Source organism: Enterococcus sp. DIV2419, assembly GCF_051711865.1.
GTDB lineage: Bacteria > Bacillota > Bacilli > Lactobacillales > Enterococcaceae > Enterococcus > Enterococcus faecalis.
Map to the genome: position 1 here is coordinate 1,871,894 of NZ_JBIONS010000001.1, position 17,259 is coordinate 1,889,152.

15 protein-coding genes are annotated in these 17,259 nt (G+C 37.7%); 4 read left to right on the forward strand and 11 right to left on the reverse strand.

Annotation, left to right across the window (positions count from 1 at the left end; genetic code table 11):
* The first annotated feature begins 69 nt into the window (after nt 1-69).
* Nucleotides 70-333 (forward strand): hypothetical protein, encoded by a 264-nt coding sequence (locus IGI97_RS08775; protein ID WP_002381957.1) that lies wholly within the window; start codon nt 70-72, stop codon nt 331-333.
* Nucleotides 334-406: 73 nt separating this feature from the next.
* Complete coding sequence (locus IGI97_RS08780) at nt 407-748, forward strand: iron-sulfur cluster biosynthesis family protein (protein ID WP_002391631.1); 342 nt, start codon at nt 407-409, stop codon at nt 746-748.
* A gap of 38 nt (nt 749-786) precedes the next feature.
* Here IGI97_RS08780 and IGI97_RS08785 read toward each other — a convergent pair whose 3' ends face one another.
* The 3 genes from IGI97_RS08785 to IGI97_RS08795 form a co-directional block, all read right to left on the reverse strand.
* Nucleotides 787-1,245: a DUF441 domain-containing protein gene (locus IGI97_RS08785; RefSeq protein ID WP_002357887.1), complete on the reverse strand. Its 459-nt coding sequence runs from the start codon at nt 1,243-1,245 to the stop codon at nt 787-789.
* A 473-nt stretch (nt 1,246-1,718) separates the two neighbouring features.
* Nucleotides 1,719-2,768, reverse strand: coding sequence for an oxidoreductase (locus IGI97_RS08790; RefSeq protein WP_438738438.1), 1,050 nt, complete (start codon nt 2,766-2,768; stop codon nt 1,719-1,721).
* A 24-nt stretch (nt 2,769-2,792) separates the two neighbouring features.
* The gene (locus IGI97_RS08795) at nt 2,793-4,226 is read right to left on the reverse strand and encodes a glycoside hydrolase family 1 protein (RefSeq protein WP_002375063.1); all 1,434 of its coding nucleotides are present in this window, start codon (nt 4,224-4,226) and stop codon (nt 2,793-2,795) included.
* Nucleotides 4,227-4,468: 242 nt separating this feature from the next.
* Between IGI97_RS08795 and IGI97_RS08800 the strand changes: the two genes are divergently transcribed.
* Together IGI97_RS08800 and IGI97_RS08805 are read left to right on the forward strand one after the other, a co-directional pair.
* A complete protein-coding gene (locus tag IGI97_RS08800; protein WP_002366529.1) occupies nt 4,469-5,182 on the forward strand; it encodes a GntR family transcriptional regulator in 714 nt (237 codons plus the stop codon).
* 270 nt (nt 5,183-5,452) lie between these two features.
* The gene (locus IGI97_RS08805) at nt 5,453-5,983 is read left to right on the forward strand and encodes a DUF5067 domain-containing protein (protein WP_002384665.1); all 531 of its coding nucleotides are present in this window, start codon (nt 5,453-5,455) and stop codon (nt 5,981-5,983) included.
* A 32-nt stretch (nt 5,984-6,015) separates the two neighbouring features.
* Here IGI97_RS08805 and IGI97_RS08810 read toward each other — a convergent pair whose 3' ends face one another.
* From IGI97_RS08810 to IGI97_RS08845, 8 genes are read right to left on the reverse strand one after another with little or no spacing between them, the layout of a single operon-like run.
* A complete protein-coding gene (locus IGI97_RS08810; RefSeq protein WP_002363772.1) occupies nt 6,016-6,981 on the reverse strand; it encodes a LacI family DNA-binding transcriptional regulator in 966 nt (321 codons plus the stop codon).
* A 16-nt stretch (nt 6,982-6,997) separates the two neighbouring features.
* Nucleotides 6,998-10,273 (reverse strand): GH36-type glycosyl hydrolase domain-containing protein, encoded by a 3,276-nt coding sequence (locus IGI97_RS08815; RefSeq protein ID WP_438738441.1) that lies wholly within the window; start codon nt 10,271-10,273, stop codon nt 6,998-7,000.
* Between the two features lie 17 nt (nt 10,274-10,290).
* On the reverse strand, nt 10,291-12,441 hold the full coding sequence (locus IGI97_RS08820; protein WP_438738443.1) for a glycoside hydrolase family 3 N-terminal domain-containing protein: 2,151 nt from the start codon (nt 12,439-12,441) through the stop codon (nt 10,291-10,293).
* A 4-nt stretch (nt 12,442-12,445) separates the two neighbouring features.
* Nucleotides 12,446-13,210 (reverse strand): endonuclease/exonuclease/phosphatase family protein, encoded by a 765-nt coding sequence (locus tag IGI97_RS08825; RefSeq protein ID WP_142956619.1) that lies wholly within the window; start codon nt 13,208-13,210, stop codon nt 12,446-12,448.
* The gene (locus IGI97_RS08830; RefSeq protein WP_438738445.1) at nt 13,191-14,108 is read right to left on the reverse strand and encodes an acetylxylan esterase; all 918 of its coding nucleotides are present in this window, start codon (nt 14,106-14,108) and stop codon (nt 13,191-13,193) included. Before IGI97_RS08830 ends, IGI97_RS08825 begins: the two co-directional genes overlap by 20 nt.
* A complete protein-coding gene (locus tag IGI97_RS08835) occupies nt 14,101-14,694 on the reverse strand; it encodes a DUF624 domain-containing protein (protein ID WP_002357898.1) in 594 nt (197 codons plus the stop codon). The genes IGI97_RS08830 and IGI97_RS08835 overlap by 8 nt, the downstream gene beginning before the upstream one ends.
* A gap of 56 nt (nt 14,695-14,750) precedes the next feature.
* Entirely contained in the window at nt 14,751-16,349 is a 1,599-nt protein-coding gene (locus IGI97_RS08840; RefSeq protein ID WP_438738447.1) for a sugar ABC transporter substrate-binding protein, read from the reverse strand.
* Nucleotides 16,350-16,366: 17 nt separating this feature from the next.
* Nucleotides 16,367-17,248, reverse strand: a complete 882-nt coding sequence (locus tag IGI97_RS08845) for a carbohydrate ABC transporter permease (protein WP_002357901.1) — start codon at nt 17,246-17,248, stop codon at nt 16,367-16,369.
* Nucleotides 17,249-17,259: the final 11 nt, after the last annotated feature.

A 17,259-nucleotide genomic window follows, 5' to 3' on the forward strand; every position in this document is an offset into this window, starting at 1 on the left:
ACACAAGTAAGCTCAATTAGTTTACAAACTAGCTATTTCTCTCTATACTGACTGTTGGAGGTGAAATTCATGGTCTTTTTACACATTATTTTTGGGATGTTTGCCTTTATTGGCGCTTTAGGTTTAGGTGTCGCCTTCCGCGATAGCTTTACAGAACTTTCAACACCAAAGAAAGCAGCGATTATTTTATCTTACGTAGGTGCGATTGGTTCAACAGTCCTAGGGTTCACATCAGCAACAAAAAATCCATTTGTTTTAGCTGCAACAGTTGTCTTAGTTGTCGCCTTTTCTATTGCTCTTTTCAAAAAAAGCAGTAAAGAAACAAGCAAATAACAAAACCTTTGAAGAGCGGCATAGCGACAAGCTACCCTCTTCCTTTTACATACTATTTAAAGGAGTGAGGCAAATGTCTCTGACTATTTCTGAAGAAGTAAAACAACGTTTAGCCCCTTTCTTAACTGAAACGAACACCTTCTTATTGGTAGCAAATGACGGCTCTAATCCTTATTCTTCCGCAGAAGGTTGTTGTATGATTGGCGATCGTTTCATTATCGTTCCTGTTGATCAAGCAGAAGCGCCTTATACCGAAACAATTGCTAATGATTCTTTTCATGTCTATACTTCGACGTATGACCAAATGTTTTTAACAGGGCATTTACAGCTAGTGATTCATCCGAATGCGGGAACCATTACTTTAAAAAATGAAAGTGGCATATTAGATAGTAATGTGGACATTTATCAACACTAAAAAAGCAAACAAAACGTTTACGCGTTTTGTTTGCTTTTTTAGTGTTGAAAGGCTTGAAAGGTAGTAATGATTACATACATCATGCCCGATGCAATAATCGGACCAGCTGCAATTCCTTTTAAAAAAACGACGCCAAGAATCGTTCCAAAAACTAAGGCCACCGTAATCTCAGGCGATTGATTAATTAAACCTACTCCTTTTGAGGATAAAACAGCCACCAGAATTCCACAAAGTATCCCCAGCCATCCCATCGGTGTTTTGAATGATTGGATTAAATCCTTTAAACCAATTTGTCCTGTAGCAATCGGGACTAAAATGGTAATTGAAATAATTGTGACGCCTAAATTAATGCCTTTATCTGACAACCACGACATGATTTTCGCACTATTTGGTAAAGCTTTTAAAGCAAGCACAACAACTGACGCAATTAATAAACTTTGATTTTTTGCAACAAACGCAATCAAGGCAATCAGTAGTAAAAAAAGCCAACTTTCCACTGGTTGTCCTCCTTTCTGATTTGGTTCTTTCGTTAACCAAACTTTCTTGTCTTTCCTATTTTAGCAAAGAACCTCTTTAATTACCATTCAGCTTCAGTAATTATTGTCTTTTTCACCTGAATCTTGCTTAGAAAAAACGAGTTAAAAATTAATTTTTTCTCATAACAAGCCTTTTTCTCTTTGAAAAATTATTTTATGAAGTATACTAATATTAACTATAAAGTAGTTTACTTGCATTTATACTGGATATTCGATATCCTATTTAAGGCTCTTCAATTGAGCGAGCATCACAAAAGACATTTTAGTAGCAATTCTTGGGGAAGTAGTGCTACTAAGATGTCTTTCCTTTTTTTATTTTTACTAACAATATACGTTTCTTATATTAAAATTCACAACTCTTTATAAATAAAAGCGCCTGCCTCACAGTTGTCTGGACTGTAGGGCAGGCGCTTTTCAAGTCATTTAAATACGCTTTAGTTTTCTTTCAAATGATAAACACTTGGACTTGGGTTAAGAAAACCTGCTTCTAAAATTTCGATGTTAGTTAATGCTTGCTCTTCAGTTACTAGTTGCGGTGCACCATTTTTCAACGTTTCATAAACGGCATCATAATAACGACCGTAATCACCTACAGGCGTTTTAATTTGTTTTTTAATCCAGTCGCCATTGCCATTACGGTAGGTCACTTCTCCATAATACATTGGTGAATCTTCTCCAAAGCCTGGTGCATCCGGCATGATTCCGGCTTTTAAATCATTTTCTTGTTGATCTTCGCCATATTTGATGAACGAGCCATTGCTGCCATGAACAATAAAACGTGGATACGGACTAGCGACAGAATGATTCGTTTTAACTTTTACTTTTAATTTTGAACCATAATGTAAATCAACGTCAAAATAATTATCGACTGCCTCGCTCACTTCATTATTACGAATATCATAAGTGACTTGATCTGGACGCCCGAAAAGAGCAATCATGCGATCCATTAAATGAATGCCTAGTCCGTAAAACGAACCATTTTCTTTAGGTCCTTGTTCCGTGATACTTCCTGGTCGATAATAATCAATATGCATTTCCACTTCATTGATTTCTCCTAAAAAGCCTTGCTCTACTACTTGCTTCATCGCTAGGTAATCGCCGTCGAAACGTCGATTTTGATAAGGCATCACTACTACCCCTTTTTCTTGCCCTAAAGCAAATAATTCCTCTGCATGTTCTAACGTATCACAAAATGGTTTTTCCACAATCACTGATTTACCAGCTAAAATGGCTTGTTTGGCTAAATCATAATGTGTATGCGCAGGCGTACAGATTGTGATCAATTCAATTTCTGGATCCGTCAATAATTCATTAAGGTCAGTGGTAAAATTTACGCCTTTTTCTTTAAAGGGCGCTGCTGCTTTTTCATTAACATGTAAATCGAAAATTGTTTTCACTTCTAGTGTTTTTCGAATCATTACGTAAGGTAAATGGTAACGATTGGCACTTTTACCAAATCCAATAAACCCCATTTTTACTGTCATATTTTCCACACTCTTTTCTTATAATTAGATTAGTCCATTTGTTTCAATGACTTTTTGATACCAATAATAACTGTCTTTCGGGATTCTTTCTAAGGAACCTTTTTGTGTTTCATCTTGATCCACATAGACAAAACCATAACGCTTTTGATAGCCGTTAAGCCACGACAGTAAATCGGTGTAACTCCATGTACAATAACCAATAACTGAAACGCCATCCGTAATCGCCTCTTGAATCGCTTGGATATGGCTTCGCAAATAATCAATGCGATACGTATCATGAATTTGTTTATCTTCTGTTAAGGTATCATATTCGCCTAACCCATTTTCAGTAATTAAAATAGGCACTTGATAGCGACTAGCTAATCGTCGTAAGGCAATTCTCAAACCTTGCGGGTCAATGGCCCAATCCCAGTTCGTCCGTTCAACATATGGATTATTTACTTTTTTAAATAAACCCGGTACCCCAGATTCCGTTTCAGAACCCTTTTCACCCGTTGTATTCATCTTCCCTATTCCGACGCCATCTAATGGATTAGCAGCAACCGTATCCGTCCGATAATAATTAATACCTAGAAAATCAGGTTTGGCTGAACGTAGTAACGCTAAATCGCCCTCTTTTATCGTTGGGGCCACACCTTGCTCCTGTAAGTAATTTAATGCGGCAATTGGGTATTCTCCCCAAAGATAGACATCTAACCAAAAATGCGACAACAAATCTTCTGCATTTTCTGCCGCTAAAACATTGGCAGGATGCGCATCAACGGCATAAACAGGCGTATAAGCAAAGCTAGGGCCAATTTTGCCAGGCATTTCTAATTCATGAAACGCATTAATCACTGCTGCATTGGCTAAATTAGCAATATGATTGGCCTCATACATCCGTTTATTGTCTGTTACGCCGGGAGGATGCACGGCTAATTGATAACCTAACGAAGTAAACACATTTTGTTCATTTAAACTAATCCAATAGCGAACTTTGCCACGGAAAGCGTCAAATAAAATTTTCGCATAGGCCACAAAATCAGCAATAATTTTTCTTGATTCCCAGCCACCATATTCTTTTTGCAAAACAGCTGGCAAATCCCAATGATATAAAGTTACCATTGGTTCAATTCCTGCCGCTAATAACTCATCAATTAAATCTGAATAAAATTTCAGTCCCGCTTGATTTACTTGACCACGCCCTTCAGGTAAAATTCGTGTCCATGCAATCGAGAAACGATATGCTTTTAAACCTTGTTGTTTCATTAAAGCCACATCTTCTTTGAAACGATGATAATGATCGACGGCTAAATCACCAGTTGTCTCTTTGAACGTTTTTCCTGGTAGCCGAACAAATTCATCCCAAACAGATGCGCCTTTGCCGTCTTCATTCCAAGCACCTTCTACTTGATAAGCTGCCGAAGCAGAGCCCCATAAAAAATCTTGCGGAAATGCTTTTAGTTGGTGATGTTCCATTGTCATTCCTCCCTCTTTTCTGTGCTGCCCTTTTATTGTAAAAGGTTTTCACAAAAAGTACCAATCAGATCAATAAGTTCTTCTGTTTACTTTTAAAACTATATAGTTTTAAAAAGGATAAGTCAACTACTTTTATTTAAGTACTTGATTATTAAGTGGTTACGTTAAAAATAAATATATAGTTTTAACATGTTAAATTCATGGTATAATGAGAGAAATACTGGTGATAAAGGAGGACTCTGATGCGGACAAATACACGTTATAAAGAAATTTATGCAGCTATAAAACAGGATATTGAAGCAGGTGTTTATCCAATTAATCAAAAGTTACCCCAAGGTCGTCTTCTTGCAGAAAAATATCAGGTCAGCGAACTAACCATTACAAAAGCCTTACATTTGCTTGTGCAAGAAGGTTATGTTGTCAGACGACGTGGCTCGGGCAGCTTTGTTCAAGACTTTCAAAATCGAACCATTACTAAATTTTCTCCGTTAACCGGCACTTACTCAACCTACGATGGAAAAGTTGAATCCGTGGTTTTAGGCTTTGCAACAGAAGTACCTGAGCCTTGGGTGACTGAAAAATTAAGTATTACAGAAGAAGAGTTAGTCTACAAAATTATTCGTTTACGGATTATCGAAGATGTGCCCTCAATTATTGAATACACTTGGATGCCCGTTGCTTTAATTCCGAACTTGACAATGAAAGAATTGAAAGTCTCCATTTATCAATATATTTCGGAACAATTGCATCAAAAAATTCAAAGTGCGCGGGTCAGCATTTCTGGGATCCGTCCTTCTGCTTTGGAAAAAAAATATTTAAACTTAACCGATAATGATTTTCTGATGCGTGCAGAACAAATTGCTTACCTAGGCAATGGGCATATTTTTGAATACTCAATTGCGAATCATATTCCTAGTGAATTCACCTTCGAAACTGTTTTAATTGCAGAAAAATAGAAAACTTTTATGTTGCCATTTCTCATTTCTAACAAAATGATCTCTTTACTTTGAGCTAATACTTTTTGTTAGAAATGTTTTTCTGTTAGTTAAAAATATTTTTCAAATTATATTTCCAAACATGAATTTTGATAAAAGTATTGCTATTTACTAGAACTACGATTAAAATATTGCTTGTAGCACTCTTTTTTATATAGATACAAGCAATTTGTTTTTTACATAGTCAATCAACCAAAGTGAGGACTTTATATGAGGAAACCCTACATTTTAATGAGCTTACTCGTTCTAAGTACCTTATTAAGTGCTTGTTCAACTGTAAGTGGCAGCCCAGCAAGTCAAAGTGCGCCCGCACCTGATGAAGTGTTGGCGACAAGTATTGGGACGTATGAAAATCGAACATTGTTGGTTCCAGATGGTCGTTTAGCCTTAACTGCCTTGCATAAAGGAAAAGATTATCAAGGCAAACCAATGTTTTATGTCCTGTTTGAATTAACCAATACAACCGAAAAAACACAAAATATTCAGCTAATGATTCAAAGTTTTATGGAAGTTAGTCAAACTGTCCACGGAAAAGCCCAAAATTTACAATATGCAGTCTTAACAGATTCACCTTTCCAAGACAAATTAGATCGTTTAGCAGATGAAATCAATCCTGGTGAAACAATCCAAGGCGCTTACCCGTATGAATTTATTAATGAGAACAAGCCGGTCCATTTTAAATTTAGAGATCGCCTTCTCAGTCTGGATGAACCCATTGCATCAGAAGAAATTACCATTACAGAAAAAAGTTTGGTCCGCTAGCTTAGCTTGCATTGGACCAAACTTTTTATTTATTATTCAGACGGAAAAGATTCTCCTTCTATAAAACGTGTGTAAATGTGTTCGCTCTCAGCAGCTTCTCCCCGCATTAAATGAATAATTTTCTCTGCAGCCACCATGCCCCATCGATGTTTAGAATAGGCAATTGTTGCTAATCGCGGTTGCACAAACGCACCTAGTTCAGAATTATCAAAACCAATAATCCGAATGTCTTTCCCCATTTGGTAATTTGTTTCTGCAACATATTTATAGACACCGATCGCCATTTCATCATTAAAAGCAAAAACATCGACTGGTTCTGTCTGTGGTTGACTCAAAATTTTTTTAGCAGCCGCATAGCCAGAAGGTTCGGTAAAATCGCCTTGGATAATTTCATAAGGTATCCCAAAACGAGTTAATTCTCGTGTACTAACAGCCAATCGTTCTTGGCTATCATAACCTTTTTCTGGTCCAGAAAGCAGAAGAACTTTTTTTGAACCCACATTGACAAATTGCTCAATTGCCTGCGTGGCACCGCCGCGATTATCCAAGAGAACTTGCCGGATATTCCTATGCTCAGTGGTTCGATCAAGGACAACGATCGAATGGCCTCGTTCAGCAAACTTTTCAATTTCTTTTGTTGGAAATGTCCAATCTAAAATAATTGCCCCATCCACCATTTTTTCAGGAATGAAAAGATGTGACTTTTTACCGCTGCAGACAATCATCTCATAATCAAACAGTGCTAAGCCTTTCTTAATTCCCTCCAACAATTCACCATAAAAACTACCGCCATAATCGGCCAAATAGACACCAATAATATTGGTTTGACGACGTTTTAATGTGCGAGCAGCCATGTTAGGAACATAGTTTAGCTCTTCAGCAATTGCTTGGATGCGCGTTCGTGTTTCTTCAGTTACCTTTGAACTACCATTCAATGCGTAAGAAACGGTCGAGATTGATACGCCTGCTTTTTTTGCAATATCTTTAATTCCTACCATGGACTACTTCTCCTTTCTAATGGTAAATTTCAATAACACTTGCTTCATTTAATAATGAAAGCACCTCGTCTTTTTGAACTTCCATTCCCCCTTCTCGATAAGGGTTTTCTTCAAACTTAAACGGAACTTCTTGACCATCGATAACTATTTTCGCTGACTGATTTGGATAAAATTTATATGTGACAGGTTTATCAAACAATTGGTAAGTTAGTGTTAAACCAGACAATTTTTCTGGTAACATGGGGTCGAAAACCACACTTTGGGCCTTTTGCCGAATCCCTAAAACAGCTGTAATTAATTGATTTAAATAAATTCCCGGCCCGCTTGAATAAATTCGCCAACCACCTTTTACCCCAATACTTCCATCTTTTAGTTTACCAAAATTTTCTTGTGATTCATACCTTGTTTTAAAATCGCCATCGGAACTACTAAAATAGGCATTGGCTTGACGTAACTCTGCATTGTGAACCACTTCTTTTAATTGAACTGGATTGATTTGCATTAATGCTTGCCAGGTTTTGTCTCGCTGACCAATTTTCGCCATCGCTTCTGTATAGCGAATGTGCGCATGAACATACTGTAAACCAATTTCGCGACCAAAATTAGCCGCCTGTTCTGCTCGTTTAAAATTAGTGCTCACACCGCCTCGATAGTTCGCTGGTTTGTTCATTAAGCGCACGCCATCAGGAAACGTTAATTCTTTTTCAATAATTTCTAAATGATGACTTACTTGTTCCGGTGTTAATAATTCAGCTAACATACTACGAGTCATTGGCAATAATCGATATTGAATCCCTGTTTTTTTGTCATTTGGGTGAATCATTTGTTCAAAAGTTTCTGGCGTTTCCATATAAATAAACCCTGGAATCGTTTCATCCGCCAACATATATTTTTGAAAATCGTTCTTTATTCCTGCGACTAAAATTGCTAAGTGCTGACTATAAGTAGCATCGATTTCCGTAATTAAAGCCGCAAATTTTTTCAACACTTGATACGTTAAGGCAACGGTCCAACTACTAGCCATTTGCTCTTTAAGACGATTATCATAAGGTTGTAACGTGTCATCCCAATCGCCGTCACCGTAACAGGATAGAAAAGTTTCTGGTAAAAAATGTTGTTCAATATAATTTATTTCTTTTTTCAAATGTTCAAATAAAGATGCTGTTTCTTTTGTTTTGTGATTATCTTTGCGACTTGTATAAGGGATTTCCGTAGCTAAGATTGAATAATCTGCGGTTTGTTCCAAATAATCAGTCACTACTTTCAATGGCCAGACGATAATATCGCCATGGCTTTCACTGGCTTTTTGTTCTTCGTATCGGTCAAACATAAACCATTGCGGCCAGTTGCCATCGTCCTCAAATTGATTTTCAAATAGATGCTGAATAATGGAGGCCACGATCTTAGGCTGTTGCGTCGCAAAGAAAAATTCTGTCGGTCCTTGCGACACATCTCGTGTGCCCCAAGCTGCTCCACCATACTGTTCTAAGCCATGTGGCGACAAATAATGAACGAGCATATTATGAGTATACCAACGAGTTAATTGATTCATTTGCTGCACACTTGAGTCTGTGTGTGTTAACTCAAAATGATGTAACAAGCCATTAATGAATGCTAAATATTGACTTTCTGCTTTTTCAAAATCTAATGGTGTATTGACTAATGCTTGGTCCTCTATACTGCCCGTAATAAGTAGTGAAAATTTTTGGGTCTTTTCGATTGCCAAGACTAATAAGTCCGCTTCAGCTCCACCAAATAATGTGCTATCGGTTACTTGAAATGATTTATCAACTGTCAATGCATAGGTTAGTTCTGGGTAATAATTTTCTGTAGCAGAATGATTTCCCGTCACTCGAAGTGTTTTGCCAGTTTGTTCTAATTGATAGGTTGGTACTTCTTCAGGTCCTAATAACAAATGGTTAGAAACAGCCCACATATACGCATCCTTTTGACTGGTCACTTCCAATTGAATCACTCTTGAATCAGGCGAAGTGAAGGTGCGTACACGAATTGTATCCTTTGGCAACTTATAATACCACGTAGCAGAGTTCAACCCCATTTCAAAAGCAGAAGGCATTGTTAGTAAGCGCCATAAGCCATTCTCTAAAATGTAGATTCGTTGACCAGAGCGTTTCATAACGTTTAAAGCGTTTCGGCTATTACTCATTAATTTGTTCATGGTCGTATTTCCTAAAACTACTTGTGAATTGAAAATGCCATACATATACACTGTCGTACTAAGCAAAGGTTCGTCAACCGTTAAGTCTTTACCACTTAATAAAATGTGGCCATGCGCTCTTTCCATGGCAATTTCTTTTTCTTGAAGAACAACGTGATGGTAATTTTCCGTGAAAAAGGAATACGTCTGACCTGCTACTTTTTCAATTTGTGTCTGAAAGGGATAAAGTGCGGCCAACTCTTCTTCTGTTAATGGATTTCCTGTGATAGGTTCTCCTAAAAGTTTCGGAGGATAGTCCTGTGTTTCTTCTAATGAATCGAATGTCACAGTTTCATAAATAGCTTGTAAGTCTTCTTTCGATAAAAAAGGTTCAGCTAATGCTTGCGGATGTGTTTCTGTTACCGCACCATAAAAAACAAATTCCTTACTTTCATTCGTTAATTGGACGGCTTCCGTTTGTAAAGCGGTGTAAGCAAATTCATATTGATAGACTTCATTTGCTAAATATCTTTTCCTCAATGCTTCTGGTGTGTTCGTTTGTTTAAATGAACGTCCGAAAAATTGATAGCCGTCCGTTGAGTAGCCTACTAATTTTTGAAAACTCCCTTGAATAAGGGCTGGAAACTTCTCATTTTGCGGTTGATTTTGTCTTGATAAAACAACAAGCTCTTCGCCCTCTTGCCAAATGTGATGATCAAGATACTGCGACACATACGCTTCATTTGACTGAACAGCTCCTTTTGTCGCTAAGCCAATATCTTGACCATAAACAATATCTACTAAGCCAGTTCCAGTGACATTAACCCGCCAGAACCATTGATTGCTTGGCCCCAAACGAAAGTCAACTTGGTAACGAACCGCTTCAAATTCACCCCGCCATGTCAATTGATTATCTGAAAGATAAAAATCACTTTGACTATTGGAACCAATCATTGGTCGATAATTAATTGTATCCCCTGTAATTATCCGCAAATAGAGTTGATTCATACTGCCGTCTAAAGGATTGCCTTCTAATTGATTAATCATCATGCCACAGCTATTCAATTCTTTTAAATCACCTGTCTCTAGAAATGTAGCAACTGTGTCTGCTTGCTTAAGCTTCTTTATCTGCATAACTTATCCTTCCCATCTTATTCATTTAACGTGACTGTTGCGGTTTGTACATCGCGACTATTTCCACCAATCATTACGATAAATTCACCTGCATCACTGGTTACCTGATTGTCTGAATGAACATAGCGCACCATATCCTCTGAAAGAAGAAACTGAACTTCTTTTTCTTCCTTTGGTTCCAGCCAAACTTTTTGGAAATCTTTTAACTCTTTAATTGGGCGAACCACTTGTCCCACCAAATCACGTACATAAAATTGCACGGTTTCCTCTCCGGCGATTGGACTGTCATTTTTTACTAAAACAGAGACAGTGACTGGTTCTTCTTTGGTAAATGTTAATGCACTTAGTTGAATTGGTTGATAAGAGAAATGACTATAACTTAAGCCAAATCCAAAGGGATATTTAGCGTAATTAGAGACATCTAAATATTTAGAAACATATTTTTCTTCTGGTGCTGACTCATAAGGGCGCCCAGTATTGTCGACATTGTAAAAAATTGGCACTTGACCAACCGTTTCTGGAAACGACATACTTAAACGACCACTTGGATTGTACTGTCCCCACAAAATTTCTGCTAGCGCATTGCCCCCTTCTGTTCCAGGTTGCCAAGCTTGCACAATTCCTTTTGCAACATCTATCCCTTGTAAATCTAAGGGCCGGCCACTGTAGACCGTGACAACAACATTGGGATTTTTCTCAATAATTTGTGCCACTACTGCTAATTGTTTTTCGGGTAGACGAATATCACTGCGGCTGGCAGCTTCCCCACTCATCCAATCTGTTTCGCCTAGTGCCACTACTACTTTATCTGCTTGACTAGCTAATGTTAAAGCCTCTTCAATGGCCGCCACGGTCGGTTCAAAGTAATCAAAGGGTTCTTGGGCAACTAGAAGATTTGTGGTTAATTTTTGGGCCCCAGCCACGAGTGAAATGGCTTCTTCTTTCTTTCCTTGCCATGACCAAGCCCCTAAAATATCTTGTGATTGGGCCCCTGGGCCGACAAGCGCGATTTTTTCTTGCGGCGTAAAAGGCAAAATATTTTCATTTTTTAAAAGAACCATTGATTTTTGAGCAATCTTTTTAGCTATTTCTCGATGTTCTTTGCTTAAAATCACTTCTGCTTCCGCTTGTTCATCCGCACCACGATAGGGATTTTCAAATAAGCCTAGCTCATTTTTTAGTTTTAAAATTCGCATAACTGCTTCATCAATAAGTGTTTCAGCAATCCGGCCTTCTTCAAGTAATTCTTTTAAATAATCTGGATAACACGTGGTCATCATTTCAATATCTACACCAGCTTTGATAGCCAATTCTGCTGCCTGTTTTTCATCTTTGGCAACGCCATGAGGAATTAATTCTTTAATCGCTCCCCAGTCTGAAATCACAACTCCTTCAAAGCCAAATTCATTTCGTAATACGTCTCTAAACAGCCATTGGTTGCCTGTAGCAGGAATCCCATCCACTGTATTGAAGGACGTCATGACAAGTTTTGCACCCGCATCTAATCCAGCTTTATAGCCAGGTAAATACATTTCTCTTAGCTGCCGTTCAGACATATCTACCGTATTATAATCCCGACCAGCTAAGGCACCACCATATGCCGCAAAGTGCTTCACGCACGCGGCTACTCGCCAATTGTCTTCTTTTAAATTTTCTCCTTGGTAACCTCTAACCATTGCAGCAGCTAAGCGGCTGTTGAGCAATGGATCTTCACCTGTTGACTCCATGACACGTCCCCAACGTGGATCGCGCACTAAATCAACCATTGGTGAAAAGGTTACATGTAATCCTGAAACAGCAGCTTCTTTTGCTGAAATTTTCGCCATTTTTTCAACCGCTGCTTCATCCCAAGTGCTTCCTAAAGCCAAAGGAATCGGAAAGATAGTTCTGAAACCATGAATAATATCCGCCATTAAAAGTGTTGGAATATTTAATCGATGATTTTGCATATATTCTTTTTGAACACGTTTTGCTTCGTTTGCACCGGAAACACCCAGTGTTGTCCCCGCCGTATCAATCGTTTCTTGACTTAGTCCTAGCTCTGACATAGGGCCGGTCTTTTCTTCTGCTTTATCTGAATAAAACGCTGCTGCTAATTGTAATAATTGATTAATTTTCTCATCAATCGTCATTTCTTCGACTAATTGAATCAGTTGATTTTCTTTCATACTCTCACCTTTCTTCAATACATACTTCTGCTTCTAAAGGAAAATGGTCGGAGGGAAAACGTCCATCGATACTATCTGTTAAACTTGCGGTTTGCTGTACTTGCCAACCTTTTACATAAATATAATCAATTTCTTCTAATTCCGCCCAAGGTTTTGTGTAAGTAAAATTTTGAAATGTTCCTCTTGGGCCATAATGAGTAGCTAAATTTTTGCTATCTTGAAATTTTTTTTGAACAAGTTGATGCACCGCTTCCCCCGACTCTGCATTAAAATCGCCCATTAATAAAGTTGGATACTGTGCAATTTTGTCATGTAACTCCTCTAAGATAACGGTCATTCCTGCTAAACGAGCATGAGCTGAAATATGATCCAAATGAACATTGATGACTAAAAAAGGCGTATTTTGAGTCGTTTCCTTAAATAGTCCCCACAAAGCAATTCTTGGACAGCCAGCTTCAGGATGGATACTTGGCTGCTGAGGTGTTTCAGATAACCAAAAATACCCTGTATCAATAGCCTGAATTTTTTGTTCGTTATAGAGAATCGCTAGTCCTTCTCCTTGACCATCCCCTTCTCTTTCCGCAGAAAGACAGGTGAATGTTGTATACGCCTTTAAATCCCTGACTTGATTCGGTCGTACTTCTTGAATACAACAAAGGCTCCAATCATGAAAATTGATTAACTGACAAACAGCCTCTTTACGAAAAGACCATTGCCAATCTTGGTCATACTCTGTATCTACCCGGACATTATACGTAGCTACTTTCATTTTTAACCTCCTGCAATAGTTGTTGAATTTGACGCATTTCACGACGAATCTGGGTTGTTTCACCGCCACCATGGCCTTTTTTCCAATACACTCTGACTGCTTTTCTTGCCTTTATCTGATGATAAGAAGGGAAAAAATCTTTCATTGGACATATCGGATCATGACTCCCAACAGAAGCAAAGACTGGATTTTTAATTTGCGAAACAAAGTGACGACTATCAAAATAAGGAAGAACCGCGGCAATTTTTTCATGCGCTTGGGGATGCTCTTGTAAGTACTGATGAATAATTTGATACGACCCCGTTCCTTCTGCTACTCGATTTTCTAAACAAGAATGACTTGGAACATCTGCAAAAGTAGCTAAAATCGGGAAGTCGACTAAACTGTTCACCATTAACACTACGCCACCCCCTTGGGAACCACCACGAAGAATGATTTGGTCCTGATTAATTTCAGTAAAGGTACGCACCACTTCTACGCTACGTAAATGGTCGGCAAACAAGCGGCGTTGGTACCAATCTTCTTTGTCTAGAAATCCTCGTCCCATTGGTGCTTCATGCCAAATTGTTTGATATGGCACGCGATCTTTGGTTAATCCCCCTTGACCTCGATTATCAATGACAAAACAAGCACAACCAATTTGTGTCCAATGAGCAAATTGCCAAGGTTCTTGAATATGATTCATATAGCCTAAACAATCAATCACTATTGGCTGTTTCCCCGCCATTTTAGGAAGTAACAAATAGCCAAAGATGCGCTCACCTAGGAAACTTAAAAAGTCGACCTGTTCCACTTGAACATTTTCCAATGGATAGTCAATGACCCGCCGATGGATATCTAGCGGTATTTTTTGAAGTTCTTCCTTAGTCTTTTCCCAAAACTCAAAATACTCATTCATGTTCCACACCTAACACTTTCTGAAAAAACGCAACTTGAAGAAAAGCCGTTGTCCCGAATCCTAACGCAATATATAAAAACAAATTAAGCTTATAGAAAAAAACAAACGTTAAAAGAGGTAAAATAAACAAAATAATCGCATTGGCACTATTACTTAAGACCACATAAACCGTCTCACCTAATGTCTTTTTAACGGACCAATTAAAAACGGAAAAGAGAAAAAGAAAACTCGTCAAAAATAATGCAACAAAACTTAATAGAAAAATAGCTAAGAAACCTAAACTAGTAGCTATTTTAAATAAACTTGTTACGACAATACCGCCCAGTAAAAAAGCAACGAACAAGACACCTGTTAAAATAAAACCTCGCATGATATTATTTTTTAACGCTGTCCAAAACGTTCGCAAAACAGGAATATCTTTTTCACGATACAAACGATAGATCGTTCGATACAACGCAATTAAGCCGACACCGCTAAAGATGCCTGTTATACAGGTAATTAAAAAGAGAAAATTAATAATGATCAAGTTGGCAATAAAAGAAAAAATCCGATAATACCAACCTTCATATGCAAATAGCTTATTCATATTAAAAGAGAAAAGCGGATTTCTCGTTGCTTTATCCGCTTTTCTCTCCTCCTCTCTTACTTAAGTTTGTCTCTGTTTTCCGCCATTTTCTCAGATTTTATTTTTTCAATTGCATCCCATTTATTTGATTTTAAGAATGCTTTGTAGTCTTCTAAAGATTTGTCAAAGGCTTTATCATCTTTCGCACGAATCATTGAAATAACGGTTGTATTTAGTTTGGTTTCAATCGCTTCATTCGCCCGAGCTTCCGGCGTTCCTGCATCTGGATTAATATTTTCAATTACGAAATGTGGGACTAATTTTCCTTTGCCCCATTCTTGCATTTGCGTTAAAGCACTTTCCATTGGCACTTTTAGTTTATTGACACGGTCGTTGTTAAAGTATAGGAAACGACTAATGCCATATTTTTTGTTGTAGGCATCATTGTCTGTTTGTTCTAATTTTTTCACTTCTGGTAAATAATCAATTTTCCCTTGATCATTGTACGCATAAGTAACTCCTTCAACGCCATATTTTGTTAAAATTTGTCCTGGTTCATCAATTAAATATGTGAATAGTTGAGTGACTTTCGCTGGATCTTTCGCATCTTTCGTAATGTAATTACTTAACCAACCTGAAATGCCGGTTTGATTTAATGTTGGTTTTCGGCCAGAAGTACTACTTGGTCCATCAATGGCTATATAACGTGTGCCAGATTTTTTCATAAATTCTGTAAAGTTCCCACCTTGACCACTGGTTCCAGCAACGAGCATGGTTGCATAATTTCCTTGTTTCACTTTTTCATCAAACGTTGCCCCATCATCTGTGAAGCTATCATCACTAATATTGCCTGCTCGGTAAACATCATTAAATGTTTTTAACCATTCTAAGTATTCTTTATCTAAATTTCGATCATAGTATTTACCATTTTTATCCTCTAAAGGAACACCTAAGAAGTCTTGTAATTTGTCTAAAAATGGTCCTGCACCATCGCCCACTGTGGTGAAGCCCATTGGGGTCATCTCAGGATATTTTTCTTTAATCTGTTGCATGACTTTTTCAAAATTTCCTGGTGTTGAAACGTCTGGCTTGCCTAATGCATTATAGACATCTTCACGAATAACAAAATTATCATTTACTGGGATATTTCCACTTTCATAATCCGCTTTTGTATTAGAGTAATTAGGGTAACCATATGTTTTTCCATCCTCTAAGGCATACCATTTAAACGTATCTTGGTTAACAACTTTCATTAAATAGGGGTCATATTTTTTAGCTAAATCGTTTAAAGAATAGGCCCAAGAATCTGCTTTCAATGCTGCTTGTCCAGTTTTTTCAGTTAATGTCACGATATCAGGCATATCTCCACTTGAAATCATGGCATTTAATTTTGAATCATCGCCGGAAATAAATTCAATATCCACATTTAAGTCTTTTTTAATCTGCGCAGTGGTCACGTCTTTTCCAAAAGGCAGCGCCGTCCAATCTGAGTTAATATACCATTTAATCTTGGTCGGTTCTTTCTTCTTATCTAACTTCCAAGCAGGCGTCTTTTCATCTAATTCATACCGATCCTTAATTGAGACATCTGAGCCAGCTTTCTTTTCCCCACCGCTACAGGCCGCTAAACTAACGACCGCCGTTGCCACCAATAAACCGCCTAAAACTTTTTTCATATTGTTCCCTACTTTCTTTATTCTTTTACTGCACCGGCCATCATACCGCCGATAAAGTGTTTTTGTAGTAATGGATAAATGATTAAAATTGGTATCGTTGTAATGACAATTGTTGCCAGCTGAACACCACGTGTCGTTGCCTGCACCACCATATCTGTACTGCCGCTCTCTGTCATGGTACTCAAGTTGGATTGAACAATAATTTCATAAATTTTCATCTGCAATGGATACAGATATTCTTTGGTAATATATAATTTCGTGGTCATAAAGTCATTCCATTGACCAACCCCATTAAATAAAATAATGGTGGCTAATGCCGGTTTTGTTAAAGGTAAAAAGATTTTATAAAAAATTTGAAACTCACTGGCGCCGTCTATTTTGGCGGATTCTTCTAAAGATGGTGGAATTTCTCGGAAAAAGTTCATTAAGATGACTACATCATAATAGCTAAATAAAGCTGGAATGATATATACCCAGAAGGTATCTAAGAGTCCTAATGACTTAATCAAAAGATACGTGGGAATCATGCCCCCACCAAAGTACATTGTAATGACACCCATCGTTGTATAAATGTTACGCCCGACTAGTCTAGATTTACTAAGTCCATAGGCGACAATTGCACAGAACAGCGTATGCGTCGACGCACCGATGACTGTTTTTAAAACAGAAATCAAAAACGCTCGCGGAATGCTACTATCCGAAAAAACTTTCCGATAATTTTCTAACGTAAATCCTTTCGGCCATAAAACCAAGCCTTTACCAGCTAAACCCGAACTTGACGAAACTGAGGAAACTAAAATATTCCAAATTGGCACGATAATTAATAAAGAAAACAACACAAGAATTAACGTATTGAAAAAGTAAAACCATTTGTTTTCTTTTGATTTTCTTTTAATCACAGCTGTTGCCT

What these genes read in the sequence shown, in the direction of transcription:
- IGI97_RS08780 (WP_002391631.1), top strand. Translation starts at nt 407, where the DNA reads ATGTCTCTGACTATTTCTGAAGAAGTAAAACAACGTTTAGCCCCTTTC.
- IGI97_RS08790 (WP_438738438.1), bottom strand. Translation starts at nt 2,768, where the DNA reads ATGACAGTAAAAATGGGGTTTATTGGATTTGGTAAAAGTGCCAATCGT.
- IGI97_RS08775 (WP_002381957.1), top strand. Translation starts at nt 70, where the DNA reads ATGGTCTTTTTACACATTATTTTTGGGATGTTTGCCTTTATTGGCGCT.
- IGI97_RS08800 (WP_002366529.1), top strand. Translation starts at nt 4,469, where the DNA reads ATGCGGACAAATACACGTTATAAAGAAATTTATGCAGCTATAAAACAG.
- IGI97_RS08805 (WP_002384665.1), top strand. Translation starts at nt 5,453, where the DNA reads ATGAGCTTACTCGTTCTAAGTACCTTATTAAGTGCTTGTTCAACTGTA.
- IGI97_RS08835 (WP_002357898.1), bottom strand. Translation starts at nt 14,694, where the DNA reads ATGAATAAGCTATTTGCATATGAAGGTTGGTATTATCGGATTTTTTCT.
- IGI97_RS08840 (WP_438738447.1), bottom strand. Translation starts at nt 16,349, where the DNA reads ATGAAAAAAGTTTTAGGCGGTTTATTGGTGGCAACGGCGGTCGTTAGT.
- IGI97_RS08815 (WP_438738441.1), bottom strand. Translation starts at nt 10,273, where the DNA reads ATGCAGATAAAGAAGCTTAAGCAAGCAGACACAGTTGCTACATTTCTA.
- IGI97_RS08830 (WP_438738445.1), bottom strand. Translation starts at nt 14,108, where the DNA reads ATGAATGAGTATTTTGAGTTTTGGGAAAAGACTAAGGAAGAACTTCAA.
- IGI97_RS08795 (WP_002375063.1), bottom strand. Translation starts at nt 4,226, where the DNA reads ATGGAACATCACCAACTAAAAGCATTTCCGCAAGATTTTTTATGGGGC.
- IGI97_RS08825 (WP_142956619.1), bottom strand. Translation starts at nt 13,210, where the DNA reads ATGAAAGTAGCTACGTATAATGTCCGGGTAGATACAGAGTATGACCAA.
- IGI97_RS08810 (WP_002363772.1), bottom strand. Translation starts at nt 6,981, where the DNA reads ATGGTAGGAATTAAAGATATTGCAAAAAAAGCAGGCGTATCAATCTCG.
- IGI97_RS08820 (WP_438738443.1), bottom strand. Translation starts at nt 12,441, where the DNA reads ATGAAAGAAAATCAACTGATTCAATTAGTCGAAGAAATGACGATTGAT.